General features: G+C 36.4%; 31 protein-coding genes. 11 read left to right on the top strand and 20 right to left on the bottom strand.

Annotated features, from left to right (window positions below):
* The first annotated feature begins 153 nt into the window (after positions 1 to 153).
* From HND50_12490 to arsM, 5 genes are all read left to right on the top strand, one after another.
* Positions 154 to 1,047: a diacylglycerol kinase family lipid kinase gene (locus HND50_12490; GenBank protein NOG46051.1), complete on the top strand. Its 894-nt coding sequence runs from the start codon at positions 154 to 156 to the stop codon at positions 1,045 to 1,047.
* Positions 1,044 to 1,751 (top strand): 1-acyl-sn-glycerol-3-phosphate acyltransferase, encoded by a 708-nt coding sequence (locus HND50_12485; protein NOG46050.1) that lies wholly within the window; start codon positions 1,044 to 1,046, stop codon positions 1,749 to 1,751. Before HND50_12490 ends, HND50_12485 begins: the two co-directional genes overlap by 4 nt.
* 15 nt (positions 1,752 to 1,766) lie before the next feature.
* A complete protein-coding gene (locus HND50_12480) occupies positions 1,767 to 2,660 on the top strand; it encodes a diacylglycerol kinase family lipid kinase (GenBank protein ID NOG46049.1) in 894 nt (297 codons plus the stop codon).
* A gap of 178 nt (positions 2,661 to 2,838) precedes the next feature.
* Positions 2,839 to 3,156: a winged helix-turn-helix transcriptional regulator gene (locus tag HND50_12475; protein NOG46048.1), complete on the top strand. Its 318-nt coding sequence runs from the start codon at positions 2,839 to 2,841 to the stop codon at positions 3,154 to 3,156.
* A gap of 281 nt (positions 3,157 to 3,437) precedes the next feature.
* Positions 3,438 to 4,241: an arsenite methyltransferase gene (arsM, locus tag HND50_12470; GenBank protein ID NOG46047.1), complete on the top strand. Its 804-nt coding sequence runs from the start codon at positions 3,438 to 3,440 to the stop codon at positions 4,239 to 4,241.
* An 82-nt stretch (positions 4,242 to 4,323) separates the two neighbouring features.
* Here the strand turns inward: arsM and HND50_12465 are convergent, their stop codons facing one another.
* The 4 genes from HND50_12465 to HND50_12450 all read right to left on the bottom strand — a co-directional run bounded on the left by HND50_12465 (position 4,324) and on the right by HND50_12450 (position 6,981).
* Positions 4,324 to 4,686, bottom strand: a complete 363-nt coding sequence (locus HND50_12465; GenBank protein ID NOG46046.1) for a DUF1801 domain-containing protein — start codon at positions 4,684 to 4,686, stop codon at positions 4,324 to 4,326.
* Between the two features lie 15 nt (positions 4,687 to 4,701).
* On the bottom strand, positions 4,702 to 5,097 hold the full coding sequence (locus tag HND50_12460) for a DUF3224 domain-containing protein (protein ID NOG46045.1): 396 nt from the start codon (positions 5,095 to 5,097) through the stop codon (positions 4,702 to 4,704).
* Between the two features lie 15 nt (positions 5,098 to 5,112).
* The gene (locus HND50_12455; GenBank protein NOG46044.1) at positions 5,113 to 5,469 is read right to left on the bottom strand and encodes a glyoxalase; all 357 of its coding nucleotides are present in this window, start codon (positions 5,467 to 5,469) and stop codon (positions 5,113 to 5,115) included.
* Between the two features lie 222 nt (positions 5,470 to 5,691).
* Positions 5,692 to 6,981 (bottom strand): hypothetical protein, encoded by a 1,290-nt coding sequence (locus HND50_12450; GenBank protein NOG46043.1) that lies wholly within the window; start codon positions 6,979 to 6,981, stop codon positions 5,692 to 5,694.
* 180 nt (positions 6,982 to 7,161) lie between these two features.
* On the opposite strand from HND50_12450, the gene HND50_12445 reads away from it, so the two are divergent.
* Genes HND50_12445 through HND50_12430 form a run of 4 tightly spaced genes read left to right on the top strand, consistent with a single transcriptional unit; the run spans position 7,162 to position 8,861 of the window.
* Positions 7,162 to 7,542, top strand: a complete 381-nt coding sequence (locus tag HND50_12445; protein NOG46042.1) for a GntR family transcriptional regulator — start codon at positions 7,162 to 7,164, stop codon at positions 7,540 to 7,542.
* 11 nt (positions 7,543 to 7,553) lie between these two features.
* A complete protein-coding gene (locus HND50_12440) occupies positions 7,554 to 8,417 on the top strand; it encodes a hypothetical protein (protein NOG46041.1) in 864 nt (287 codons plus the stop codon).
* Positions 8,418 to 8,462: 45 nt separating this feature from the next.
* Complete coding sequence (locus tag HND50_12435) at positions 8,463 to 8,612, top strand: hypothetical protein (GenBank protein NOG46040.1); 150 nt, start codon at positions 8,463 to 8,465, stop codon at positions 8,610 to 8,612.
* 30 nt (positions 8,613 to 8,642) lie between these two features.
* Positions 8,643 to 8,861, top strand: a complete 219-nt coding sequence (locus HND50_12430) for a hypothetical protein (protein NOG46039.1) — start codon at positions 8,643 to 8,645, stop codon at positions 8,859 to 8,861.
* A 3-nt stretch (positions 8,862 to 8,864) separates the two neighbouring features.
* Here the strand turns inward: HND50_12430 and HND50_12425 are convergent, their stop codons facing one another.
* The 5 genes from HND50_12425 to HND50_12405 are packed head-to-tail and all read right to left on the bottom strand — an operon-like array spanning position 8,865 to position 11,091.
* Positions 8,865 to 9,299: a GNAT family N-acetyltransferase gene (locus HND50_12425; GenBank protein ID NOG46038.1), complete on the bottom strand. Its 435-nt coding sequence runs from the start codon at positions 9,297 to 9,299 to the stop codon at positions 8,865 to 8,867.
* Between the two features lie 22 nt (positions 9,300 to 9,321).
* Positions 9,322 to 9,624 (bottom strand): antibiotic biosynthesis monooxygenase, encoded by a 303-nt coding sequence (locus tag HND50_12420; GenBank protein NOG46037.1) that lies wholly within the window; start codon positions 9,622 to 9,624, stop codon positions 9,322 to 9,324.
* Between the two features lie 35 nt (positions 9,625 to 9,659).
* Positions 9,660 to 10,241 (bottom strand): LysE family translocator, encoded by a 582-nt coding sequence (locus tag HND50_12415; GenBank protein ID NOG46036.1) that lies wholly within the window; start codon positions 10,239 to 10,241, stop codon positions 9,660 to 9,662.
* 6 nt (positions 10,242 to 10,247) lie between these two features.
* Entirely contained in the window at positions 10,248 to 10,538 is a 291-nt protein-coding gene (locus tag HND50_12410) for a DUF1272 domain-containing protein (GenBank protein NOG46035.1), read from the bottom strand.
* Positions 10,531 to 11,091 (bottom strand): pyridoxamine 5'-phosphate oxidase family protein, encoded by a 561-nt coding sequence (locus tag HND50_12405; GenBank protein ID NOG46034.1) that lies wholly within the window; start codon positions 11,089 to 11,091, stop codon positions 10,531 to 10,533. Before HND50_12405 ends, HND50_12410 begins: the two co-directional genes overlap by 8 nt.
* 106 nt (positions 11,092 to 11,197) lie before the next feature.
* Between HND50_12405 and HND50_12400 the strand changes: the two genes are divergently transcribed.
* Positions 11,198 to 12,679, top strand: coding sequence for a PLP-dependent aminotransferase family protein (locus HND50_12400; protein NOG46033.1), 1,482 nt, complete (start codon positions 11,198 to 11,200; stop codon positions 12,677 to 12,679).
* 36 nt (positions 12,680 to 12,715) lie between these two features.
* On the opposite strand, the gene HND50_12395 is transcribed toward HND50_12400, so the two are convergent.
* The 11 genes from HND50_12395 to HND50_12345 all read right to left on the bottom strand — a co-directional run bounded on the left by HND50_12395 (position 12,716) and on the right by HND50_12345 (position 22,537).
* Entirely contained in the window at positions 12,716 to 13,168 is a 453-nt protein-coding gene (locus HND50_12395) for a pyridoxamine 5'-phosphate oxidase family protein (GenBank protein NOG46032.1), read from the bottom strand.
* A gap of 24 nt (positions 13,169 to 13,192) precedes the next feature.
* Entirely contained in the window at positions 13,193 to 14,170 is a 978-nt protein-coding gene (locus HND50_12390) for an NAD(P)-dependent alcohol dehydrogenase (protein ID NOG46031.1), read from the bottom strand.
* Positions 14,171 to 14,218: 48 nt separating this feature from the next.
* The gene (locus tag HND50_12385) at positions 14,219 to 14,704 is read right to left on the bottom strand and encodes a hypothetical protein (protein NOG46030.1); all 486 of its coding nucleotides are present in this window, start codon (positions 14,702 to 14,704) and stop codon (positions 14,219 to 14,221) included.
* 47 nt (positions 14,705 to 14,751) lie between these two features.
* Positions 14,752 to 15,570: an arylamine N-acetyltransferase gene (locus tag HND50_12380; GenBank protein NOG46029.1), complete on the bottom strand. Its 819-nt coding sequence runs from the start codon at positions 15,568 to 15,570 to the stop codon at positions 14,752 to 14,754.
* Positions 15,571 to 16,164, bottom strand: a complete 594-nt coding sequence (locus HND50_12375; GenBank protein NOG46028.1) for a hypothetical protein — start codon at positions 16,162 to 16,164, stop codon at positions 15,571 to 15,573.
* 171 nt (positions 16,165 to 16,335) lie between these two features.
* Positions 16,336 to 17,208, bottom strand: coding sequence for an alpha/beta hydrolase (locus tag HND50_12370; protein NOG46027.1), 873 nt, complete (start codon positions 17,206 to 17,208; stop codon positions 16,336 to 16,338).
* Positions 17,209 to 17,317: 109 nt separating this feature from the next.
* Positions 17,318 to 18,265, bottom strand: coding sequence for a YafY family transcriptional regulator (locus HND50_12365; GenBank protein ID NOG46026.1), 948 nt, complete (start codon positions 18,263 to 18,265; stop codon positions 17,318 to 17,320).
* Between the two features lie 58 nt (positions 18,266 to 18,323).
* Positions 18,324 to 18,521: a hypothetical protein gene (locus HND50_12360; GenBank protein NOG46025.1), complete on the bottom strand. Its 198-nt coding sequence runs from the start codon at positions 18,519 to 18,521 to the stop codon at positions 18,324 to 18,326.
* A gap of 346 nt (positions 18,522 to 18,867) precedes the next feature.
* Entirely contained in the window at positions 18,868 to 19,146 is a 279-nt protein-coding gene (locus HND50_12355) for a hypothetical protein (GenBank protein ID NOG46024.1), read from the bottom strand.
* Entirely contained in the window at positions 19,121 to 19,432 is a 312-nt protein-coding gene (locus HND50_12350) for a BrnT family toxin (GenBank protein NOG46023.1), read from the bottom strand. The genes HND50_12355 and HND50_12350 overlap by 26 nt, the downstream gene beginning before the upstream one ends.
* Positions 19,433 to 19,765: 333 nt before the next feature.
* On the bottom strand, positions 19,766 to 22,537 hold the full coding sequence (locus tag HND50_12345) for a T9SS type A sorting domain-containing protein (GenBank protein ID NOG46022.1): 2,772 nt from the start codon (positions 22,535 to 22,537) through the stop codon (positions 19,766 to 19,768).
* A 244-nt stretch (positions 22,538 to 22,781) separates the two neighbouring features.
* Here HND50_12345 and HND50_12340 point away from each other — a divergent pair, with 244 nt between their 5' ends.
* The gene (locus HND50_12340; protein NOG46021.1) at positions 22,782 to 25,592 is read left to right on the top strand and encodes an insulinase family protein; all 2,811 of its coding nucleotides are present in this window, start codon (positions 22,782 to 22,784) and stop codon (positions 25,590 to 25,592) included.
* The last annotated feature ends 110 nt before the right edge of the window (positions 25,593 to 25,702 follow it).

Here is a 25,702-nt window from a genome sequence, read left to right as displayed (position 1 = left end):
CAATTAATAATCAGTCAATAAATACTTTTTTTTGAATTTAATTTCAATGAATCCAAGTACCAGGAATTCTTATTTCCTGATTTCATTTTCATAGCAAATTGAATGTTTTGTATCACTTGTTTATTTTTAGTTTACAATTTGGAAAGGAATGATTTGAAACTGCTTCTTATTTACAATCTTCATGCCGGGCATAAAAAAGCCGGAAAAATATTTAACAAAATTAAAACCAGGTTTGTGGAAAAAGGTATTGAGTTGGATGTAAAACTGACAGAATACCGCTGGCATGGTATTGAGCTTGTAAAGAACAGTGATCTGCAAAAATACGATGGTGTAATTGCGGCCGGCGGTGATGGAACCCTGTTTGAGGTGATCAATGGCTATTATCAAAACAGAGGTTCTGGAAAGCCTCCTATTGGACTCCTGCCCATGGGTACCGGAAATGCTTTTGCTCGTGATTTAGATCTCCGCACATTTGAGTGGGAAAAAGCAATTAACATCATTTGTTCAGGCAAAACACGTAAAGTAGATGTCGCCCAGTTTTCGACCGAAGGGAAAATATTTTATTATCTTAATATTCTTGGACTTGGTTTTGTTGCTGATGTTGGCGTTACTGCACATCCTCTTAAGTTTCTTGGAAATTTTGCCTACACAGTTGGGGTTTTTTATCAGATGGTATTTTTGAAAACTTTCAAAATTGAAATTAAACTTGATGGTAAAAATTATGAACGGGAAAACATATTTGTAGAAATATCAAATACCCGTTGGACAGGATCTACATTTTTAATGGCACCTGAGGCCGAAATTGATGATGGTTTTCTTGATGTGATTTTGCTAAATAAAGTTTCGCGGAGAAAACTTTTGCGCCTTTTCCCAACTATTTTTAACGGTACTCATGTAAATATGGATGAAGTTGAAGCATTCAAAGCCAGGAAAATAACCATCCATAGTAATATCCCCAAAATACTTGCACCCGATGGTGAATTAGCTGGTAGCACGCCGGTGGAAATTGAATGCCTGCACCAGGCTATCGAGGTTTTTTGTCCATGAAATATGTTTTATCCATATTTTTGTGGATTATTGGAGGCCTGTATTACACTGGTTTTTTACTGATTACACTTTTGCTTTCTTTTCTTTTGCCAGTCGAAAAATTTGATTGGCTTGTTAAGAAAATGCTTCGTGGATTATTTAGATTTATTTTCTTTAAAATAGAATTAGAATTCCTGGAAAAAGTAGATACCAGCCAATCTTACATTTATATGATCAATCATGTAAGCTTTTTTGATATTCCTTTGGTTGGTGGATTTATTCCAGGATTTGTGCGTGGGATTGAAGCATCGCGTCAGCATAAATGGCCATTGTATGGTTGGGTCATGCGGCGCTTAGGCAATATTCCGGTTGAGCGCGAAAATATTTATGCATCCATAAAAAGTTATACCGAAGCCGAATTATTCTTACAGAAAGGAAAATCATTAATTATTTTTCCTGAAGGTGGAAGAACAAGTGATGGAGAACTTAGACCGTTTAAAAAACTACCTTTTCACCTTGCAAAGAAGACTCAAAAAGAAATTATCCCGGTTGCAATTCTGGATATGTTTAGGGTAAATAATAAAACTTCATTATTAATCAATCCTGGAAGAATACGGTTAAAATTTGGTGAAATTATTGGTATTAATATTATTAATGACATGGATACGGTTAGTTTACGGGATTATACAAAAAAGAAAATTAAAAACTTAATATCAGAACAATGATTTTCGGAGGATTGTTTGAAGTTACTACTCATTTATAACCCAGAGTCGGGTGGAAAAAGAGCCGCAAAAATACTACCGGAAGTAAAATCCTACTTTGAAGAAAAAAAAATTTATGTTGAAGTTCTAATAACTGAATACAGCTGGCATGGAATTGAGCTGGTCAAAAATGCAAATCTTGCAAAATATGAAGGAGTTATTGCAGCAGGAGGAGATGGAACTTTATTTGAAACTGTTAATGGGTACTATCAAAACTCAGGTGCAAATAAGCCTCCACTCGGTTTACTGCCAATCGGGACGGGTAATGCATTTGGCAAAGAACTCGGTCTTACTTCATACCAGTGGCAAAAAGCTATCGATATTATTTCTGAAAACAAACCTAAGAAAATTGATTCTGTCCGATTAACTACAGAAGGGAAGACCTATCATTATTTGAATATTATGGGAATCGGTTTTGTAGCAGATGTTGGCGTATCCGTAGAAAAAATAAAATCACTTGGCGAACTTTCGTATTTGCTTGGGGTGCTTTACCAAATTGCTTTCTTAAAATCTTTTAAAATGATACTAATAATGGATGGAAAAACTGTTCAAAGAGACGGTATATTTGTGGAGATTGCCAACACACGATACACGGGTTCAACTTTTATTATGGCTCCAGATGCCAAAATTGACGATGGCTATCTTGACATTATTCTTGCAAATAAAGCTTCACGAGGTAGAATAATTAAACTATTGCCTACTATCTTTAAAGGTGAACATGTTCTTGATGAGAAGGTGGAAGTTTTTAAGGCGAAAAAAATCCGAATTGAAACAGATATTCCAAAAGTATTAATCCCTGATGGTGAACTTTTTGGCAGCACACCGATAGATGTTGAATGCCTTCACAAAGACGTGGAGTTTTTCTGGATTTGAAAAGCTATGCATAATATTAAAACGGCCCATCCATTCATTTTGAAACTACGTAACTAACAACCGAATTTGAGCGATTATTTCGCTCATCATCATCCATTCAAAAACTAAATTACAAAAAAGATTTGCATTTCAGAATTAATTAATCGTATATTTACGATGAACGATAAATGGAGAATATATGCCCGTTGCAAAAACAGAAACATTTGAACAAATCGATACACAGCTTGCTGATATAGCAAAAGCATTATCTCACCCGGCACGAATTAGTATTCTTAGGATCTTAAATGAATTGAATTCCTGCATTACCGGAGAGATTGTAGACAGGTTACCTTTGTCGCAATCCACAGTGAGCCAGCATTTAAAGGAGTTAAAACGTGTTGGACTTATAAAGGGAGAGATAGAAGGGCCACGTACATGCTATTGTTTGAATGAGGCAATTGTTGAAAAAACCAAAGCTGCTTTTACAAAACTTTTTTCAACTTTTAAATGTTGCTAAGAGTGCTGATCGAAATGTCATCCCCGAATTTCTTTGTCGTGGAGCTGAAGCCAGGGATTAGATTCCTGGTTAAAACCTGTAGGAATGGCATTAAGAAGATCAAGGAATTTGTTTCGGCGGGCCCAACAAACTAAAAATTAAAATTAAAGAAACCAAAAAAAGGAGTAATATCATGAGCAAAGGTCAAGACAATACTGTAAATAATTCTTGCTGTGGCAAAACGGCATGTTGCACGCCTGATGAAAAACCAGCAAAAATAAAAGAAAAGAAAGGAGAAGCAAATGAGTAGTGCAGCAGATCTAAAAAAGATTGTACAAGATAAATATGCCGAAATCGTTACAAATGATACTTCATGTTGTGGACCATCCTCATGCGGCTGTGGAACTGAGGAGGTTGATTATTCAGCATTCAGCCTGGATTATACAAAAATGGATGGCTATGTGGCCGATGCTGATCTTCAGCTTGGTTGCGGAATTCCCACGGAGTTTGCAGAAATAAAAGCGGGTGAGACTGTCGTAGATTTAGGTTCTGGCGCCGGCAATGATGTTTTTGTGGCCAGACAATTAGCAGGTGAAAGTGGCAAAGTAATCGGCATAGACATGACACCGGAAATGATCGAAAAAGCAAATGCCAATAAAGCAAAGTTGGGTTTTGAAAATATCGACTTCAAATTAGGTGATATTGAAAATCTTCCTCTTGAAAATGATATGAGTGACGTGGTTGTCAGTAATTGCGTTCTCAATCTTGTGCCGGATAAGGAAAAAGCTTTTAATGAAATTAACCGCGTATTAAAGCCTGGTGCACATTTTTGCATCTCCGATATAGTTTTAGAAGGAGAAATTCCGGCGGGCTTAAAGAAATCAGCAGAGATGTATGCGGGCTGTGTTTCCGGGGCTTTGCAGCGAGAAGAATACTTGCAAATTGTTAAAGATGCCGGATTCAAAGATATTGAAGTAAAAAAATCCCGAGAAATAGTATTACCGGATGAGTTGTTAAAAACTTATCTTGATGATCTGCAAATGGAGAAATATAACAAAAGTGGTTTGGGTATTTATAGTATTACTGTGGTTGCAAGAATAAGCTAACCATACATAAGTAAATGCAAAAAGAGGTATTTTGATTTATTTCAGGACGCCTCTTTTTTTTTGTAATGCATTTGAAAGAAAGTTAGCAAATACCTGCTTCAGATTTTGTCGATTCCTTTAGCAGCTTTGTAATGACATCATAATCAATTTTATCGGGATTGGAAAAACGGATGCAACCTTTCCCGTGATTTAATCCTTTTAAAAGTTCTTTATTATTGAGCATGACTTCGTGTTTTAAAATATAAACACAGATATGTTGTTTCTGGCTGGCAAAAGCCACTTCCACATCCTGATCTTTTTTGTAGGATGGCATTTTCCAAATCATACTTTCTTCATAGCCAACTAATATTTCTTTACATAAAGCTCGTAATTTAGTAATTGCTTGTACTCTTTTTTCCGGAACTTCCTGTAAATACTGATCAACGTTGGTCGCATTACTTTTCATTTTTTCACCCTAAAATTATTTGCTCAGAGTATATTCAAATTCATAAAAATGTTTACCATCTTCAATATTGATTGACATTTTTCCGGATAAACCAACCAGATCACCTGTTCCTGAATTAGGCACAACTTCAAGTATAAGTCGGTTTTCTCCATTGGCCATTGTTGCAAAGTGTTGTAAAACAAAACCACAGGTTTTCCCTTCTAAACTTCCCGTAACTTGTTCTATAGCTACATATCCGGCTGAACCTTTTACCGGGGTCATCGCACTAATCATTTCACCTTTACTTGTTGCGTTCAATTCTCCAGAAAAAGTTTTGTCAATGGACATTCTTCCCAGATTGACTCCTTCGATTCCCGGTGAGCTAAAATCTAATGGTTTAAGGATTACTTCAAATATTCCACTAACTTTCATTTTCTCTCCGGCTTTTTATATGTGAACATGGCTTAGTAGATTTATAGTTGCGCCATTTGGGTCTTTAACAAAAAATCGCCTTACTCCCCAAGGCTCATTCGTTATTGGATATATTATTTTCAAACCTAAAGACCTGGCTTTATCATAAACTATGTCTACGTCAGATATTTCGATAGAAATCATAATATCGGAATTTTTAGTGTGGATTTTTTCTTCTTTGACAATAGAAATTTGTGCAGTCGGATTTGATTCAGATGCAAATGTCAAAATCCAATCCATATCCATTACTAATTTTAACCCGAGAAAGTCGATATAAAATTGTTTACTTATTTCAAATTGATTTGAACTAATGTTTGGAACAATTCTTTTTATTTCCAAAGAAGCCTTCTTTCTCGTAAAAATCTTTACTCTTTAGGTTGTAAATATAACCCCAAATAAATCAAATCAATTCCCTGGAAAAGTAGAAAATTTGTAAAATAATTAATCCGGTTTTAAAGTTTTTTGTGGTTAACCAGGAAATACATAGTTTGAGTGGGTATTACTTCATATGAAGGCATCCTTGTGACAGAATGCCTTTTATTAAATAGGTGATATTTATTTTAAGTCACTTGCAGAATGTGGATTGCTGACCAAGTCTATAAATAGTTCCCAGCGTTTTTCCGGGTTATCTGCTGTGCCGCCATTTGATTCTATAAATTTTTTAACAAGATCTTTTCCCCAGTTATAATTGATGACATAGCTGCGATACTGATCAACAAAACTTATCCTTTGTAATGCTCGTTTGGGTGTCATCAACAAATATTTTTCATTCCATTTTGCAGCATCTTCGCGGGAGATTTCTCCATTAAGATATTTACGTGCTGCTTCATTGCCTGCATAGCCAAGTTTGGATCTTAGTTCTGAAATTTTTGAATACTGCACGGCTTTTGCCGGATCCAATCCTGCTAAAGGATAGAGCACTTCAGTTTCAAATGTGATTTTTTCTTCTCCTGGGAAAGCCACTTCAATTCCATAATTAGCAGTTCCCTCCGCGATTAGTGACATCGGTGTAAAAAGCGGATAAACTGAAAACTCTTTCCATCCCATTTTATTTACCAGGTTTTGCTCAAGACGCGCATTTAAAAAATGATGACCCGGATAGCCTTCGTGGCAGCCAGTATCAATTGCCCGTTGGATAAAACTTGGAGAATCAGTGTTTATCTGAATGAGGCTTTGGCTATTTCCCTGGTAATAATTATAGCCGCCCCAGCTTTTATTACTTACAAACTCCAAAACAAAGTTTTCATTTTCAGGCAAATCAACATATTTCATTGTTCTTTTTCTGCCTTCATCAATGGCCTTTTTAAAAACGATGTCAAGTTTGTCTTTTTTAATAATAAACTGGCTGGCATATTCGTTATATCTGGTGGATAAATCGCCTTTTCCGGGAACAGTTTTTTCCAGTTCAGCCAAAACGTTGTCAAAATAATCTTCAGTAAAATGAGGAGGATCAGTATCGTATAGCAGGCGGGCTTCTTCATCAAAACTGTAAACTTTCCCTGCCATCATTTCTACTTTGGTTTTTACTGCAATCAGTTGTTTTTTCATCAACGAAAGACGCGCTTTGTCAATCTCTTTATAATTCGTTTGGTCCACATTTTCGCATTGCTTTAACAAAGCATTCGCTTGATTAATAAACTTATCCGAAGGTAATGAATCTGACTTTTCTACCTTTGGTTTCCACTCTTCAGGCCCATAATAGGCATCAATAAAGTCGCTGTCATAAAGACCAATCTCCAGGGATAGCCGGACATAACTTTCAGCAATTTCATCCATTGATGGTGATTGTGTTTTACAAGACGTAAATAGTAATGCTATAAATATTATTGTAATAAAATATTTCATAATTCATCCAGGTTTAGGTGAGAAATCAGATTGGAATTTAATTATTCAAAAGCCGACAAACAATTAACTTTTCAAACGACTTGGTGCGGGATATGACCGTAAACTAAAAATTTTTATTTGCATTTTTAAAGATCCTTATGTACCATTACACCACACGGTACAACTGGGACAAGATAAATCATGGAAATAATAATAGATATTGAAGACGCAACACCTTTGTTTGAACAACTGATCGCACAAATTAAAGAAGCGGTTATTAAAGGAAATATAAAACCTGGTGCGCCTCTGCCATCAATCAGGCAGCTGGCTAATGATCTTAACCTTAACAGCAAGACAGTGGCCAAAGCATACCGGCTGTTAGAACGGGATTCCGTGATTCAGGCCAAAGGCTATCGTGGCACTTTTATCCATCCGGATGCGGTTGCCAATAGCACTGTTAATTTAAAGGAATGGGTAGAAACCCGGTTAGCAGAAATAATTTTATCCTTTAGAGAAGCAGGCGTTACGGATTCGGAAATCCGTATTGCTTTTGGCAATGTTATGAATAAAAGAAAAATTTAAGGAGAAAAAACATGTTGGAAAATATTCTATTTTACTTTGTATTTTTAGGCCAGATTCTGTTAATTTCATATTATTATCCAAAGCAGATTCTAATTCGGATAAGCTACGTTTTAAAAACGTTCCCTCCTGAAGAATATCCGAAACTTTATCCAAAACATCCTGACTATTATAAAGCAGGTCAGCTTATTTATAAAATAATCAATTTCATAATTTTAGCGATTGGATTAATTGTAATCGTTGTTATTGGAGTTTGGGATAATTCATCTGTGGGAAAAGTTTCAGAAGCTATTCCAATTGCATATTTCTTTTTACAAATGATACCACTTTTGTTAATGGAAATATCAGGCTTTGCATATTTTAAAATGATGCGTAAAGCAGATATGCGTACAACCAGAAAAGCAAATTTACAGCCACGCAATTTGTTTGATTATGTGTCTTCGGTAGCGGTTAGTTTTGCTTTTATTTTGATTGTTGCTTGTATTGCATTCTTTTACAGCTTGTATGGATTCAGCTTTGATTTTGAGAACAAAACCTTTGTAATAGTGTTATCCCTGGTATTTAGTAACTTAATCTTTGCCGGTATCATTTTTTGGAACCTGTATGGAAAGAAATTGGATCCTCACCAGGCAGTTGAAGACCGAATGAGGCAAGTTGAAGTTACAATTAAATCTTTGGTATACATGAGTATTGTGGCAAGCATTTTCTTAATAGCAATTAAAGCAATAGATGAGTTTAATCTTGATTATTATGAACCTGTTTTGATGAGTTTCTATTTGCAGTTTATCATGTTTATAGGACTTGGTTCTTTGCTGCGCAATCAACGGCTGGAGGACATGAATTTTGATGTGTATAAAAAAGACGTACAAAACAATTGATTGGATAATTGAAAACTAAAGTATTAAAAAGAAAAGGAGCTTATTATGGAATCATTGGGAATAATAGGATTTGTTTTTGGGATGTCCGGTTTGTCTTTCGCACTTATTTCTTATCAAAGAATTAGTAAGTTGGAGAACAAACTAAAAGAAATTGGTGTTCTTGATAAAGATTTTAGTACCGGAGAAACATTGTAAAAACTTATTACTAATAAAAAAGAGGGAAATATGAATTCAAGAAAAATAGCAGCATTACAAATTGGGGTAGCTTTATTTTTTGCAGCAACTATTTTGTTGGCATCCTATTTGGGAGGAAGTGATACAATAACTTATTTAATTATTGCGGTTTGGTTTATACCATTTAGCTGGCTTGCTTCTAAAGAACAGAAACAGAGATCTAATAAGCATTGTTTAAAACCTGTTTCAATTAATGAAAAAGTCGAATAATTTTTACAATTTTTTAAAATTTATAAGAATGAAATTCTCTTCGTCTTCAACTCCTCCGGCTGATTTATAACATTTTTGTGCGGCAATATTGGATACCTCTGTTCCTATCCAGGCTCCGGTGCAGTTTAGCTTTTTTCCTTCTTCAAGGATTATTTTTACTAGGGTTCGTCCAATACTCTGATTTTGAAATTCATCAATTACCCCCACTTCATTAATGAAGAGCTCCGGATCCTTGTCTGGGTGAACATAATGAAAAGCAGAAGCCATCCCCACAATATTTTCACCGTTAAATGCTAAAACCAAATGGTGGCGAGGATCATTTAAAAACTCCTTGGCACGATCCGGTTTAATAGGATTATCAAACAAGTGATCCCCAATTTTTTCCATTGCCGGGAGATCATCGAGGGTTGCTATTCTATATTTTATTCTTTTTTTCATGATTCAATCTGTTTTATAATTTTTAATCTGCAAAAACTTCATAATGAGTTACATTCTCTTCAAATTCCAGCAAATAATTTTTATCTTCCGGATAATATTTCGCTTTTTCAAAATCTTCACCGGCAAAATTTTTGATTATATCTAAACTTTCCCAAAACGTTACCAAAGTAAAGTGTCCAACATTGTTTTTCTGATTTCTTAAAAATGTTAACTTTATGAATCCCTCAGTTTTTTGATAATCAGGAATTGCGACACGTTTTAAAAAATCTGTGTATTCTTCAAAGTTTTCAATTTTAGTTCGGCCATGCCATATTCTTGCAATCATATTTATTTCCTTTAATTGATTGACTGTATAACCATCTATTGATCCAACATAGACAAATAGACAATTGTTGCCAATAACAGAACAGCCATAATTTTATTAATGCTGCTAAAAATCTTCTTTTTTGAAAGTATTTTGAACATTGTCTCGCCAAGATAACAATAAGAAAATCCGATAATCATAAAAGAAATTATTATAAGCAAACCGATAATAAATCCGCTGCTTGTTGCAAGAAATTGTGTAAATAGGGCAACGGTAACTATGTAGGCTTTTGGATTGAGAACATTCAACAAAACCCCGTTCATATAAGACAATGGTTTGGAATCCGAAATCTCGATATGGCTGGTATTCCAAATTTTATAAACAAGATAGAGCATGTAAGCCAGCGATATATATTTCAGAATTGTCAAAACAATTTCATGGATGCTTATTAAAGAGGAAACTCCAATAAAAGATAATATAATTACAATACTACCACCGGAAATAGTACCCCAGACGTAAGCTATAGATTTTTTAAAACCATAAGATACGCCACTGGCGACAATGCTTATAGTTGCCGGGCCGGGTGTTGCATAAAAAGCTAAAATCAGGATCATAAATAAATAGAAATTAGGAATCATATCTTGTTACCTTTTTCTTGGGTCAATATTTTTTTTACGGTTTAAAACTTTTTCAAACTTTTCAATATTGACAGGATTAAAAACTTTTTCTTTACTTGGTGGATGTTTTTTCAGTAATGCTTTTGGCCTTGTAGGTCTCTTCTCAAATCCGCCTCCACAATTTGGGCACACATTCATCAGAATGTTTTCTACACAGTTTATACAATAAGTACATTCAAAAGTGCAGATCATCGCTTCCGTACTGTCATTAGGTAAGGGAGTATCACAGTTTTCACAGTTTAATCTTATTTCAAGCATTGAGTCCTCCATAATAAAAGGCACCATCAAAATCATCAGCTTCTTGTTTTTTCTTGCCACTCATTTGTTCAATATCCATTTTGTAAACTGCTGTAAGTTTTAGTTCCTTATCCGTGGTGCTCGTGTAATCCACATCTGGTTTTAAATGTGGGAAATACTTGTCTAATAAATTTTGAAGTGCTCTTTTTTGTGTGAATTTATCTTCAACTATTTGAACTTTTCCAAAAACAAGCGCTCCTTCATATTCCACACTAAATTCCATTGCCTCTTTTGCAGGTAAAAGACGACCCATTTTTGAAACAGACAGGCAGGCTTTGTTATTATTTTCAACATTAAATCGAAAACGGCCTTCTGCAGCAGTATGAAAATAAATGGCATTATCCTGCTCATCAAAGTAAAAGGTATTTGTATGGATAAAAGGCTGTCCATTATGGATATTGGCAATTGAGCAGTAGGGTGCTGTTTTTAAAAAATCTTTAACTGCAAATTCGTCTGTTTCACGGTCTTTTCTACGGGCTTGGTTTATTGGAATTTTGGAATAATCTTTGGGCATTTCACCTCCATTGTTTAAAAGTTGAAATTAATCTATAAAAAATTGGCTTGATCAAAAGATCCATTTGTTTATATATTGGCAGGCCAATTATAATGGAGATTGTTTTATGCTTGGAAAAGGATCAGACCTGTTTTTTAAAGAATTTATAAGTAACAGCGATCAGCCGGTCTATTACCAAATGTATGATTCCATACGCAGTGCGATTTTGGAGAAAAGATTTAATCCGGGCGAAAAATTACCTCCAACACGCTCTATCGCCAAATTCTGTAAAGTGTCCCGCTCAACTGTGCAAAATGCTTTTGATCTGCTAATGGCAGAAGGCTATATATTTGGACAGCCTGGATCGGGGACTTTTGTATGCAACAATCTGCCGGAAAAGTTTTTAACCGTAAAGCCAACCACATCGTCCATTAACGAAGAACCTGTTATGCCGGACTTTTCTGAGTTTGCTAAAAGGCTGGACAAATCCATTTTTAAAAATTACATATATACCGGATATAGGCCTTTCCAGGTCGGCATACCATCGTTGAAAGATTTTCCTTACGAGCTGTGGTCGAAAATTGCTCAAAAAAGCGCAAAAGATCTTTCACACCCCGAAATGGGTTACAGCGATCCGCGTGGATTATTAACGCTGCGCGAAATGATTTCGCTTTATTTAAGACAATCGCGTGGTGTAAAATGCGATGCCGGCAGGATTATTATTATCAACGGTGCACAGCAGGCATTATTGCTTGCCGCCAAAATGTTTTTAGATAGTAATGACGAAATTATTGTTGAGGACCCGACATATCAGAGCGCCCTGGAAGTTTTTAAAACTACAGGTGCAAAGATAACCTACATCCCTGTTGATTCCGATGGAATTAATATTGAAAAAATCAAACAATCCGCCACACAAGCAAAACTAATTTACAGCACACCTTCGCACCAATTTCCTTTGGGGCCAACTATGTCCTTAAAAAGACGGCTCGAGCTATTGCAGTGGGCAGTAAACAATTCTGCACTAATTTTAGAAGATGATTATGACAGTGAATACCGCTACACCGGAAATCCGCTTTCTTCTTTACAGGGAATGGCTGATAAAAGTCCCGTGATTTATATTGGTACGTTTAGCAAGGTGCTTTATCCCGGTTTAAGATTGGGTTACATGGTTGTACCGGAAACCCTGGTGGAGCCATTTACACTTGCAAAAACGGTTGTTGACCGTAATGCGCCGATGCTGGAACAATTGATTCTGGCCCGCTTTATGGAAGAAGGCCATTTTGGAAGGCATCTACGGCGGATGCGGGTAATCTACGAGGAACGACAGCAGGTTTTGATTTCAGAATTTAATAAACATCTTGCAGGATTTGGTACGATGGATAGCTGCCATGCCGGTTTGCACAACATTGCTTATTTAAATAAAAAATATAAGGATGTTGATTTGCAGCAGAAGGCCGCCAAAGTAAATATTCATGCAGCGGCGCTTTCAAATTACTGCGGTGAAAGAAATGATTTGAATGGTTTGCTGTTTGGTTATTCTGCTTTTGATAACGAAGAAATCAAATCTAATATGACTGCTTTAAAAGAGGCCTTTTCACGTTTTGCATAATTCTATCAGCAGAATGTTATAATAGATTGGCAAGGGTTAAAACCCATATGCCTGTTTTGCGCTTTCAATCTGTTCCGATTCTGTTGTTTCAGGGTAAAGAATATATTTTGGGGCTATGATCGGATTTACCTCTTCAATGGTGATTTTTGTTATGGAAGCAAAAGGGAATTTCCCGCCGGTCATTTCAGATAGGACCTTTTCTCGTTTTAAAAACAGCGGGTTGGACTTTTTAATAATTTCAGCTTTGCCTTTAATCTGAAAACCTTTTTGGACAAGAATATCGATAAAGCTTACACATACGTTTTCATTCTGTATGATATTTTTCACAGTTTGCGGAGAGGCAATATTTGCAATTATTATTTCATCCGTCCCATAATAATTGAATATTTCTTTCGGCGATACATTGGGTATATTTTCTGCTGAAACCGTTGCCAGCCAACATAAAACACTTTTATCGATATTATTTTTAATTTCGTTTGTTAGTTTCATATTCTAAACTCTTTCAAAATTAAATTAGCTATCTGCGGAAATAATAACCGGTCCTATCCTTTGTTCAGTTTCAACTCTTCGATGTGCTTCGGCGGCTTGTTCAAATGAATAAACTCTGTCTACGATTGATTTTATTTTGCCCTCTTCAATCATCTCTTTAAGTGTTTGTAACTCTTCTTCCTTTTCCCCGGCAAAGGCAAAAATAGACGTTTTATTTGTAAATTTTGATGTCAATATCGATCTAAACATGTTGGATACGCGAGGATTGCCCATCACATATCGCCCCTTTGGATTTAGAGCTTTTATACATGCGGAATAGGAACAATTGGCAACCATATTAAAAATAACATCATAAGATTGGCCGCTTTTTAAAAACTCTTCTTTTGTATAATCAATAAAATGATCCACGCCCAACTCACGGAGCATTTTTTCTTTAATAGTGCTGTCAACGGCCGTAACTTCGGCGCCCATCTCTTTGGCAATCTGCACCGCAAAAATACCAATGCTTCCGCCGGCACCGTTTATCAAAACTTTTTCGCCTTTTTGGATATTTGCCTTGCGCATAAAGTGAAGTGCATTCAATCCACCAAGCGGAACTGCTGCAGCTTCTTCAAATGATAAATTGTTTGGTTTGTGCACAAGTGTTGTGCTGAGCGGCAGGCAAACATATTCACCATGTGCCCCGAATGCAAAACCAGTGTTCCCAAAAACCTGATCACCAATTTTAAACTTTGATACATTTTTACCCGTTGCTTCCACTTCCCCGGAAAAGTATCCGCCCAAGATTTGTTTGCGTGGTTTGGTGATGCCTAAAGCAAGCCGCATTGGCAGCCAAAACCATTTCACCGGGAAATTGAAACTTCTTAATTCACAATCTGCTTTTGTTACTTCCGCCGCATTAACCTTAAACAAAATTTCATCATCTTTGGGTGTTGGCTTTTTAATTTCTTTAACGTGAAGAACGTCTGGTGAACCATATTTTTTGTATACAACCGCTTTCATTTTATCCCTCAATGTCCACTTTAAGATATTGATAAACTTGCATATTAATTAGTAGATTTTGTTGATGTCTTGAAATATATGTAGCTTTTTATTTCTTAAATCTAAGAACAAGATTTTCTCATAACGCTTTCTGTCTTCACTATCACGATCTTTCACATAACGATAACAGCCTGAGTAATAGATATCTACTTTTTTCATTACCTGATTAATCAATTCTATGTTACCATCACAAGCTCTGAGAGTTTTATCAAATCCATGCCATAAAACAGTATCGTACTCTGAATATAATGACCATGTTGAAACTTCGTAAATACTATAATCTTCAAAATAGCTTTTGAGAGGATAAGTAAAAAATAGTGAATCAATTTCTAATTGATCAATGGAATAAACTGAAACATTATAAGGCCAGCAGTGATAGTTTTCAATGTGCTTAATCGAGTTAACATCTTCCGGAAAAATATCAGTAACATCATTACAGCTAATTAAAACACAAATTAACAAACCGAACAGAATTCTTGATACAGTTTTTTGCAATATTTAGTTACCTATTCAGTTTAACTGTTTTTTATATATAACTGCTTTCATGATATTACCAACCCATCATATAATTGTCTGGCTTCATTCTCATTAACCTGCACTCCAAGCTCATCTACGAGAATGGTTTTTAATCGCTGGTAGTTGTCAACTTCCTGACGATGCGTATTTGAATTTGTTATAACCCAGTACTCTAAATCGCGCAAAGATCGAATCTCCTTTTCGTTGATTAATGAAACGACAAGATGGTTAACAAAATTTGCTTTAGGATGCTTATGGGAATAAAAATGGCCCAGCTCACAATCTGCCTGACCGTAGCGTGCCAGCTCGAATCTGTATAAAGAAAAAAACGCTCCATTCTTTAAAACCTGCATATGATATTCGTCAGCTTCTTTCTCTGCTATGCGAAAAATCTTATCCCCATCTTTCATTTCAATTCCGGACAGTGCAACCGGAATACGAGGACCATCCGGACCAAAGCCGACATCCATGACATAATTTTCATGGTCATAATTAATCACGGAAATTCTGTGTGTTAATCCCGGGTGTGTATTTTGATTATAGATGACGCGGGCTAAATATAGTTTTGGGGCAAAACCTAATTCATCCAATATTTCAAAAAGGAGACCGTTTTGCTCGAAACAATAACCGCCACGTTTTTTAACAACAATTCTTTGATACAGGGACTCAAGATCCAGAGGAAGCTCATCGCCAAGCTGACAACCGACACTGCTAAAAGCAAAAGTAGCAACGTGTTGCTTTACAAGATTTTTTAGAAAGTTAAAATCTAAATTTTTGTAGCCCAGATTGATTGCCTGAAGGTAATTTTGAACTATTTCTTTTCTATTCACAATTAATTGGCTCAATTATAGTTTCCTTTTGCAATGCATCTTGGTCACTTCAACCCAGCTTTGGCCACCATCAAATGTCCATTCCTGTTTCCAGTCGAATGTTTCCTTGGTAAAATTATAAAAAGTAATTTTCACATCTCTACCCATGGCATTTTTGCCGGACATAATAACCGTATCGTTTTCATTCTTGGCAGTAAAAGTTGCCGTCCGGCGATTGGTTTTATCAATCCAGGCCATGTGCCATTGCTTTTCTTTGGCGTTGTAAATACGAATATTGGTGCCAACAATTTTGCGTTCCGGAGTCCATCCGGGAGAAATTGTAATCCAGTCATCCTGGATGGCATGCCCATCAAGAATAGAATACCAACGCCATGCAGAATGGGTTGTGTCGCTGGACCAGCTGCCGTCCTTATTCCTTTTAACCTGGTAAGCATCCCATTCACCAAAAAGCTGGCTTAGTAATTTTGTCTCCGGCGGCGCATCGGGGTGAAGCTTTTTTTGTACAGAAGTAAAGGGTTCCGGAGGTAGTTTGATTTCGTGCTGCGCGCTTAATGGAATTAATGACAGTAGAAATAAAATCAAAAAAATGTAAACAATATATCTTCTCATTTAGCGACCTCGCAGTTTTTCAATTATTGTTTTGAGATTAACCTTATGTGCAAACCGACAAAATGCAAATTATAAATTTTAACGAACGGCAGGATAAAAAAAATCCATTATAAATTAAAAAGCCTCACTGATTAACGACATCAGCAAGGCTTAGTTGCAAAAGGAAAAATTTTATATTTGATTGATGATTTTTTGCAGCTCTTGATTAAAGCCATCCGGATTTTCAATCATCGGGTAATGGCTGGTGGCTTTCACATCAAAAAGTTCAAAAGAGCTTTTGCAATGTTTTTCAAGACCGGCAATATTAGTTGGCACACCATCGCTGTTCAGCAAATGAAGCTTGTAATTCAAACTCTGAAGCTTACCCGCTTCAATCCGGGTATAGTTGATATAACTGCTAATGGACAGAAACCCAACCGCGGGATTAGTAGTGGCAAAATCTGACTTTAACCTTTTTGTAACCGCCGGATCAGTTGCGGGAGTGACCAGCATTAAATCCACATAAGAGGGCGCCATCTTGTTAAAATCTTTTTCCAGCTCTTTCATAAAAGCGTTCATTTCCTCTATTTGCTTTGGTGAAAAGGGGACATCGATTATCTTAAAAGTATCAATCCCAATAATGCCTTTTATGGCCTGATGATCTGTAAGCGCAGTTTCCAAAATAATTTCGCCGGCCATGGAGTGACCAACCAAAATTACATTCTTTAGTTTAAGCCGATCCATAAAATTGATAATATCTGAACTGTATTCTTCGATAGTCCAGTTCTCCCGTTCGGCTGTGGAGTTTCCAAATCCCGGTAAATCGAGCGCAATAGTTTTGTAATTTTTGCTAAAGAATTCTAGTTGCGCATCCCAATAACTTTTATTGATACACCAGCCATGGATAAACAATAATGTGATATCACCCTGACCTTTTTCCGTATAGCTGATTTTTGTTTTATCAAATTCGATCTGCATAGTTTGCTCCTTTGGAATATTGTTTTTTGACCATGAAGAGTTAAAGCTAACCAATATCATAATCATTATTAACAGTGTTTTGTACATGTGTAAAATGCCTCCTTGTTCATTGTTGGAAACAAGATAAGAAGCCGTGGTGACAACAGTATGTCAACAATGTTTATAATTATTTTAGCAGGCTGTTTTTTGCGAAAGGTTATTTGTAGTGATTGTGCAGTTCAACAACAAGGGCTTTTATTTTTTGTGATAGGATTTGCGGCGATATTATTTCTATTTTGTCTGTGAACATCAAAAGCCAATGGGCCATTTCATCAAGCTGATTTGTAAGAAAAGTCATGGTGGTTTTATCCTCACGGACTTCCAAATCCACAAATCCAAAATAATATTTTTGCCTGTCCGTGTATTGGACAACCTCATTATTAAAAGCAACGGTTACCGATTGAAGTTGTCTCTCATCGGAAACTTGCTGGAGATATTCCTTTAAAGTGGGGTGGTCAATTTCGAAAATATTATCTGTTAAAGAAATGTGCTTTATGCGGTCCAGCCGGAAATTGCGATAGCCATTTCTTAGATGGCAAAAGGCAATTGTATACCAGTGGTCATCACCATAAAGCACGCCAACCGGTTCAATATTCCGTTCGGTAAGATTGTCATCCTTTCCGGCGATATAGCTGATATTAATTATCTGTTTTTGCGAAATGCTTTTTAGGATTGTCTGATAGGTTTCATCATTATATTTAATGCCCAGGTCTTCCGGCCTTCTTATAACTTCAATGCGTGGATCCAGGTTTTCCAGCGAGTCTTTTTCCGGCATTTTTAAAACGGATTTTATTTTGAGCATGGCATTGGAGTAAGCCGAATTAATTGTATTATCGGCCATTTTCTCGACAAACTTTTTGGCGGTTAACAGGGCAACGGCTTCATCGTGCGTAAACATTACCGGAGGCAGGAAGTAGCCTTTCATAATGGAATAGCCCACACCGGCTTCACTTAAAATGGGGATGCCTGCTTCTTCCAGGGTTCGGATATCGCGGTAAACGGTGCGCAGGCTGATGGAAAACATATCGGCGATTTCTTTGGCCCGTACAACCCGCTGCGATTGTAATTTGATAAGGATGGAGGAAACGCGGTTAATTCTGTTCATGCCGGAATGTGCCAAAAAATTGAATGAATTTCAACCGGGATGGATTGTGTTTAATAGTTTACATTGCTTCATCAAATTCTGATCTGTATTCAGCAACACCGGAAACCCCGGTCATTACGGATTTATCCAGAATAAGAACCATAAAAGCCTCATCAGGCACACCTTCCCATTGTGTCTTTAAATTGTGATTTGAAGCTTTCTCGAAGCCAAACTTTGGATAATAATTTTCATGCCCCAGCACGATGCTGAAATGCAAGGTTATTAATGTTTCTAACCGAGTCGTAATCTTTGGGTAGTTCTTTCCTTATTTTCAACATCTTTTTATTTCCTCAAAATTTGTAAATACATCTTTACATAAATTAATAAGCAATAACGATTTTGGCAAAAGCCAATTTTGTAATTTACAATTTTTTTATTGAGTTCGGATGTGGTGTTAAACGGTGCGCAGGCTGATGGAAAACATATCGGCGATTTCTTTTGCCCGCACAACCCGTTGCAATTGTAATTTAATGAGGATGGAGGAAACCCGGTTAATTCTGTTCATAAATTATTTTGCAGATGTGAATCAGGAAGAAATAAACTAAGAGAATTGTTTGGCTTTTTTAGGCAGTCTTTTTTAGTTCCTGATCTATCTTGTCTTTAAGAAAAATCTTAATAAGTGATTGATACGGTATATCCCTTTTGTTGGCAAGCATCCGTATTTCTTCCAACAAGAATTCAGGCAACCGCAACGAAATAGTTTTTGTAGACGGTTTCAATTTTGAAAAGAACATTGGTTTAGATTTTCTCCAGTCAATATATTCTGAAGAATCTTTTTCTGCCCAAAAAGCTCTCTCTTCATCTTCACTTTTAAATTTAGGAATATTTTTTAATTTGCTCATTATATACATCCTTTTCTTTTTTATTCATATCTCTAGCTGAGATAACCCGGATTAATTCTTTCCTGATTGTAAACACCACAAAAAGGAAACGTGATGAATCCGTTTGCCCGAGTAGATACCAACGGCTTTCATTTTCTGAATGTCCGGGGTCATCCCGGATTATTAAAGGCACATTAAAAAAAACTTGCTCGCATTCATTCCGGGCAACTTTATGTTTTTCCCAGTTCTTTTCAGAGTTGCCTTTATCCCATTGGAAACCTGTGCATTTGTCAAGAATTTCGATCATGGATGTATATTATAAAAATATACGCGAATTTGCAATGAAAAATTACTGGGCGATTTCTTTTGCCTTTACAACCCGCTGCGATTGTAATTTAATGAGGATGGAGGAAACCCGGTTAATTCTATTCATGCCGGAATGTGCCAAATAATTGAATGCATTTCAACGGGGGTAAACAGAAAAACAGAAAAAGAATTCCTATATTTATGGAATTTACTTTATTCTCCTTAAACCGAATGTAATATTTCTCAAAAAGAAGGTTTTATCTTACTATTTTACAAAAGTGTAAAAAACTGGATACTTACTGTAATTCAAACTTTAATCATTACATTCTAAAGACTATTTTATAATTAGCATTTTCATATAAATATTTTGCACTTCTGTTACCAAATTATAAAAATATATTCCACTTGATAACGCTAAACCTTGATTATCTTTACCATTCCAAATTATACTATAGTTTCCCGGTAGTTGTCTTTCATTAACTAATTTGCGGACTAATTGTCCCAATGCGTTGTAGATATTTAATTTGATTTTGGATTTCTTTGGAACATGATAAGAAATAATAGTTGATGAATTAAATGGATTTGGATAGTTCTGAAATAATTTTAGAGTATTTGGATACACTTCTTTAAATGTCTTTATGCTTGTCATGAAATTTTGGCCGGAGTAAAGATAAGTTGCACCGTTAAATTCATTATGAATATCACTTATCATAAAATCATCATATTTATCGTTATTAACATCCCCGAGGATTGACAATGACCAAGCAAAAGTATTTCTATTTCCCTCGCCAATAATTGTAAAATCAGGAATTGTATCTAAACTTGTACCTCCTAAATAAACATAGGCTCTCCCAGGCCAATCATTCACACCTATCAATAAATCATCAAAACCATCTGAATTAAAATCTCCAATTCCTTCTGTAATACCAATTCCCATTGTATGTAAATTTTCACCCTTTAGAGTTAAATCTGGAATAGTGTCTAAAACTAAACCACCATAAAATAAATCTATTTTCCAATTAAGATTATTTGTCGAAGGAATTACAAAATCACTAAAACTGTCATTGTTTATGTCACCTATAAAAGCAATTTCTTTACCTGGTAAAATTACTTCTGGAACAGTATCAAAAGGTGCCCCACCAAAATATATATAGCATTTACCATCAGTGGAATAATCTCCTATAGCGCTAATCAAGACATCTGAGAAACCATCATTATTGATATCTCCATTTGTCGCAATGGACTTCCCAAAATAATCATACGGTTCTTCCCCATTTAGTGTTATTATTTCGGTATTAGATGAATTGGTATTTCCAAAATATATATAGCATTTGCCAGCGTTTATGCCAACTTTTTCTACGGTGCTTTCCATTGCTCCAATTAAAATATCGCTAAAGGTGTCACCATTAATATCACCAAAGCCAGAAATAGTACTTCCAAAAGAATCATTAGATATGTCTGAAAAGAAAGCTTGATCTGAGACTAAATCGATAGAAGTGCCACCCAAAAATAAATTACATTCATATTTTTCATAATTACTTACAAATCCTACTAGCCCTCTCGTAATAAAATCATCATATCCATCGTTATTAAAATCACCAACACCAGCAATGTTAAAACCGAAATTCCTCTGATTATCAATTCTATCTATGATCCTAAATGGTTTTTCAGGAAACAGATTATTGCCAGAATATAAATATACGCGTCCTTTACCATTAGAAAAGCCTGTTGCATTAATCATATAGTCATCATATCCATCATTGTTTGCATCACCAATATGGGCAATTTTGCTACCAAAAAAATTATCTGTTTTTATTCCAGGTAGAGTAAGATCTGCAATTGTGTCAACAATTGCACTGCCATTGTATACATATGCTCTCCCTGTAGAAATATCATACTTGTACGAGCCAATGATGACATCATCATATCCGTCATTATCGATATCTCCACCGTACGACACTGAGTTCCCAAAATGCGAGTTTTCTTTTTCTCCCTCAAAAGTTAAAGTACTAATATTGTTTATGTTTGTATTCCCAAAAAATATAAACGATTTACCAATCTTGTTATCTGAAAATTCAGATCCTATTAAAATATCGTCAAATCCATCAGCATTAACATCGCCGGTACTAGAAACCGACTTCCCAAAATTAGTATTTTCATTTTCGGAAGTAAAAAGAACATCAGGAATACTATCCATTTGAGAACTTCCCAGATATAAATAGCAATTATCAGACCCAAAAGAACCAACTATAATGTCGTCAAAACCATCATTATTTACATCTCCGGCATTTGCAGTAGAATAAGCAAAATAATCATCCCTTCCATTTCCATCTAAAATAACATCAGCTTCGTTATCCATATTATTGTCACCCATAAAAACATAGCCAGTTCCTGAATTAAATAGTAATGATGCATATACTTGGTGACTGGCGCTCACAATTAAATCGTCAAAGCCATCATTATTCACATCTCCATTTAATGAGACTTGATGTCCAAAACCACGTGACTTATCCATTCCATAGAATTCAATATCAAAAACATTATCCATATTACTTCCGCCGAAAAAAATATAAACCTTTCCTTTTAGATATGGAGCACCAATAGCTAAATCATCATAACCATCATTATTAACATCACCCGCACCAGAGACTGACCATCCAAAACTGCTAATCTCATCCGATCCATCAAAAATAATATCAGGATCATTATCCATATTTAAACCACCAAAATACAGATAAGCCCTTCCTTTTGAATTATATACATAATCACCGATAACAACATCATCAAAGCCATCCCCATTAACATCACCTGCAGTGGACACTGAATAACCAAAATAGCCACCTTCATTTGTTAGTATTAAGTCTGGAATAGTGTCCAGTAATGCCCCTCCAAAATAAATTAACGCGATTGATTTGGTATATGCCCCTACTATTAAGTCATCAAATCCATCATTGTTTAAATCACCTGCTGAAGAGACAGAGTTACCAAAGTTAGTATTACCAATAATATTGTTTTCAGTAAATTTTAAATCATATTGACTAAAATCTTGGGAAATTAAATGACCTAGGTTTGTAAATAGAAGTATTGATATTAAAATTAGTTTCACAATAAACATCCTTATTCTTCATTAATCGTTTGTAAAATTTATAAATAGATTTTATCGAAAATAAAGCTCGAGGAATTTAATAGGATTACCTTTTAAGAAATATAGTGAATAAATTATTTTTTATGAAAATATGATATAAAAAATGCACTTTTCAGAGAATAGCATTTGAACTTTATTGGCGTCTAATCATTTAGTATTTTTCAAAATCACATTTTAAAATAAAAAATTATTGGAGCTTAAAACCATGTTACGTCAATTTTTAATTCTTCTCTTTTTAATCCCATTTTTAGCAGCAGCTCAGGAGCAAATCATTCTAAACCTGGATGATCAAATCCCGCAGGATAAGAAAGTTATTTCCGGTGAGCTGGATAACGGTTTAAAATATTATATCCGCCAAAACCCGGAGCCGCAAAAACGTGCTGAGTTGCGCCTGGTGGTTAAAACCGGTTCCGTGCAGGAAGATGATGATCAGCAGGGTCTGGCCCATTTTGTGGAGCACATGGCTTTTAACGGTACCAAAAATTTTGAAAAGCAGCAGTTGGTCGATTTCCTGGAAAAATCGGGTATGCGTTTTGGCGCCGATGTAAATGCCTATACCAGTTTTGATGAAACGGTTTATATGCTCACCTTGCCTACCGATTCCGTAAAAATTTTTGAGTCCGGTTTCCAGGTTCTGGAAGATTGGGCGCATAATGTCACGTTTGATTCTGCTGAAATTGACAAGGAGCGCGGCGTGGTTGTGGAAGAGTGGCGCATCGGTCGTGGTGCAAGCAGCCGGGTGCGCGATAAGCAGTTCCCGACACTTTTTCATAACTCCAAATATGCCGATCGCCTGCCCATCGGTAAAAAGAAAATCCTGGAAAAATTTGAGCACAAAACTTTAACACGCTTTTATCAAGATTGGTACCGCCCCGATTTGATTACCGTTATCGCCGTTGGTGATTTTGATGTGGCCAACGTGGAAGGTTTGATCAGATCGCATTTTGAAAAATTAGAAAATCCTGATCCCGCACGCGAGCATAAAGATTTCCCAATCCCCGATCATGAGGAGCTGATGTTTGCCATTGCCAGCGATCCGGAAGTGCGTTATTCCAGCCTGGCCTTGTATACAAAAATAGAAGTGCACCAGGATAAAACCGTCGCCGATTACCGCCAGTCAATCGTGAAGCAATTGTATTCCACCATGTTAAACCAGCGTCTCTCGGAATTGACCCAAAAAGAGAATCCGCCATTTTTAGCTGCCCAAACCGGGGAAAGCCATTTTGTAAAGACACGTGGTTTTTATGTGATGAATGCCATCGTCAGCGAGAATAAACTGGAATCCGGCCTGAATGCAATCCTGACAGAAAGCGAGCGTGTAAAACTTTATGGCTTTACTGCCAGCGAACTGGATCGTGAAAAGAAATCATTTTTGCGCAGTATGGAGCAGGCCATGCGTGAGTATGACAAACAGAAATCCAACCGTTTTGCTTCGGAGTATATCCGCGCCTTTTTGGACGGAGAGCCAATCCCGGGTTTGGAATATGAGTTTGAGGTTTATAAAAAATATCTGCCAACAATCACCCTGGATGAGGTTAATAAAGTGGGGCAGTTGTGGGTCAAGAAAAGCGGGCGGGTGGTCACGGTAAGCCTGCCGGAAAAGGAGGGCGTTGTTGTTCCTGAAGAAGATGCGCTTATGGCAGAAATTGTGGCATTTAACCAGAAAGAAATTTTGCCTTATGAAGATATCGCACTCGATAAACCGATTGTGGAACTTCCGGACGGCGTATCTAAAATCGTAAAAGAAATGGTTTTTGAAGATGTGGGTGTGACTGAATTACAGCTTGCCAATGGTGTAAAAGTTGTGCTCAAACCAACGGATTTTAAAAATGATCAGATACTTTTTTCAGCAACAAGTCCCGGCGGCATTTCGCTAATCGAAACGGCCGATTTGATTGCCGGGGAAACCGCGGATGCGCTTATCCAGAATAGCGGTGTTGGCAATTATAATCTTATTGGATTGCAAAAATTCCTGTCGGATAAAGTGGCTTCGGCCTCGCCTTATATCGGTGATATCAGTGAGGGCTTTTATGGCAGCGCATCACCGCAGGATTTGGAAACTTTGCTGCAGCTGGTGTATGCCTATTTTAAAGCGCCACGCATGGAAAATGATGCCTTTGCCTCATTCTCGAAAAGGATGGAAGCCATTCTGGAAAATCGGGATAGCAGTCCCGGCACAGCTTTTAATGATACGCTCAATGGCATTTTGACGCGTCACAATCCACGCAGCAAACCGATGACTTATGCAGATATTTCTCAGCTGAATATGGAGCAGTCGGAAAAGATTTTTAAAGAACGTTTTGCTGATGGCAACGATTTTCGTTTCTTTTTTGTGGGCAATTTCACGCTCGATTCGATTAAGCCACTGATTGAGAAATACCTCGGTTTACTGCCGGTTCTGGAGTCCGAAGAAACCTGGCGGGATAATAATTTTGAATATCCAAAAGGCATCCATAAGCGAAAAGTTTACAAAGGCCTGGAACCTAAAAGTTCTGTTGCGCTTGTGTTTACCGGCGATATTAATTACAACGCAGAGGATCGTTTTAAGATGACAGCTTTTAAAGATGTTCTGCGTATTAAACTTCGCGAGCGTTTGCGTGAGGATAAGGGCGGTACTTATGGGGTTGGTGTTCGGACCGTTTATGGGCATTATCCTAAGGAGCGTTATAAAGTTACGATTTCATTTGGCGCAAATCCCGAGCGGGTTGAGGAATTGAAAAAAGAGGTTTTTGTACAAATTGATAGTCTTAAAAATTTTGGTACAACTCAGGATTATCTGGACAAAGTTAAGGAAACCAAATCACGTAATTATGAACTCAGTTTGCGGGAGAATAGATTTTGGTTAACCAAGATTCAAACATCCTATTTTCATGGTTTCCCATTGGAAAATATTTTAAAAACCCCGGAAATGATTGAAGCACTTACCTTGCAGGATATCCAGGATGCTGCTAAAAAGTATCTTGATACGGAGAATTATGTTGATGTGGTTTTATATCCTGAGGATTGGGGAAAATAGTAATTATTTCACCACGGAAAGCACATAGAACACGGAGAAAAACTAAAAACTTAGTTCGATGAAATCGAAAGGGCAAACAGATTGTTCGAGTCGAATTGGAAAGATTATAT

The organism is Calditrichota bacterium (genome assembly GCA_013112635.1).
Classification (GTDB): Bacteria; Calditrichota; Calditrichia; order Calditrichales; family J004; genus JABFGF01.
The sequence above is the reverse complement of the archived record's forward strand: the minus strand, read 5'-3'. Positions and strand labels throughout refer to the sequence as shown.

Coding starts and splice junctions, on each gene's coding strand:
- HND50_12475 (NOG46048.1), top strand. CDS start 2,839: ATGCCCGTTGCAAAAACAGAAACATTTGAACAAATCGATACACAGCTT.
- HND50_12485 (NOG46050.1), top strand. CDS start 1,044: ATGAAATATGTTTTATCCATATTTTTGTGGATTATTGGAGGCCTGTAT.
- HND50_12435 (NOG46040.1), top strand. CDS start 8,463: ATGGAATCATTGGGAATAATAGGATTTGTTTTTGGGATGTCCGGTTTG.
- HND50_12460 (NOG46045.1), bottom strand. CDS start 5,097: ATGAAAGTTAGTGGAATATTTGAAGTAATCCTTAAACCATTAGATTTT.
- HND50_12340 (NOG46021.1), top strand. CDS start 22,782: ATGTTACGTCAATTTTTAATTCTTCTCTTTTTAATCCCATTTTTAGCA.
- HND50_12405 (NOG46034.1), bottom strand. CDS start 11,091: ATGCCCAAAGATTATTCCAAAATTCCAATAAACCAAGCCCGTAGAAAA.
- HND50_12375 (NOG46028.1), bottom strand. CDS start 16,164: ATGAGAAGATATATTGTTTACATTTTTTTGATTTTATTTCTACTGTCA.
- HND50_12440 (NOG46041.1), top strand. CDS start 7,554: ATGTTGGAAAATATTCTATTTTACTTTGTATTTTTAGGCCAGATTCTG.
- HND50_12430 (NOG46039.1), top strand. CDS start 8,643: ATGAATTCAAGAAAAATAGCAGCATTACAAATTGGGGTAGCTTTATTT.
- HND50_12410 (NOG46035.1), bottom strand. CDS start 10,538: ATGCTTGAAATAAGATTAAACTGTGAAAACTGTGATACTCCCTTACCT.
- HND50_12350 (NOG46023.1), bottom strand. CDS start 19,432: ATGATCGAAATTCTTGACAAATGCACAGGTTTCCAATGGGATAAAGGC.
- HND50_12370 (NOG46027.1), bottom strand. CDS start 17,208: ATGTACAAAACACTGTTAATAATGATTATGATATTGGTTAGCTTTAAC.
- HND50_12390 (NOG46031.1), bottom strand. CDS start 14,170: ATGAAAGCGGTTGTATACAAAAAATATGGTTCACCAGACGTTCTTCAC.
- arsM (NOG46047.1), top strand. CDS start 3,438: ATGAGTAGTGCAGCAGATCTAAAAAAGATTGTACAAGATAAATATGCC.
- HND50_12445 (NOG46042.1), top strand. CDS start 7,162: ATGGAAATAATAATAGATATTGAAGACGCAACACCTTTGTTTGAACAA.
- HND50_12355 (NOG46024.1), bottom strand. CDS start 19,146: ATGAGCAAATTAAAAAATATTCCTAAATTTAAAAGTGAAGATGAAGAG.
- HND50_12420 (NOG46037.1), bottom strand. CDS start 9,624: ATGATTGCAAGAATATGGCATGGCCGAACTAAAATTGAAAACTTTGAA.
- HND50_12400 (NOG46033.1), top strand. CDS start 11,198: ATGCTTGGAAAAGGATCAGACCTGTTTTTTAAAGAATTTATAAGTAAC.
- HND50_12395 (NOG46032.1), bottom strand. CDS start 13,168: ATGAAACTAACAAACGAAATTAAAAATAATATCGATAAAAGTGTTTTA.
- HND50_12365 (NOG46026.1), bottom strand. CDS start 18,265: ATGAACAGAATTAACCGCGTTTCCTCCATCCTTATCAAATTACAATCG.
- HND50_12415 (NOG46036.1), bottom strand. CDS start 10,241: ATGATTCCTAATTTCTATTTATTTATGATCCTGATTTTAGCTTTTTAT.
- HND50_12465 (NOG46046.1), bottom strand. CDS start 4,686: ATGAAAAGTAATGCGACCAACGTTGATCAGTATTTACAGGAAGTTCCG.
- HND50_12450 (NOG46043.1), bottom strand. CDS start 6,981: ATGAAATATTTTATTACAATAATATTTATAGCATTACTATTTACGTCT.
- HND50_12425 (NOG46038.1), bottom strand. CDS start 9,299: ATGAAAAAAAGAATAAAATATAGAATAGCAACCCTCGATGATCTCCCG.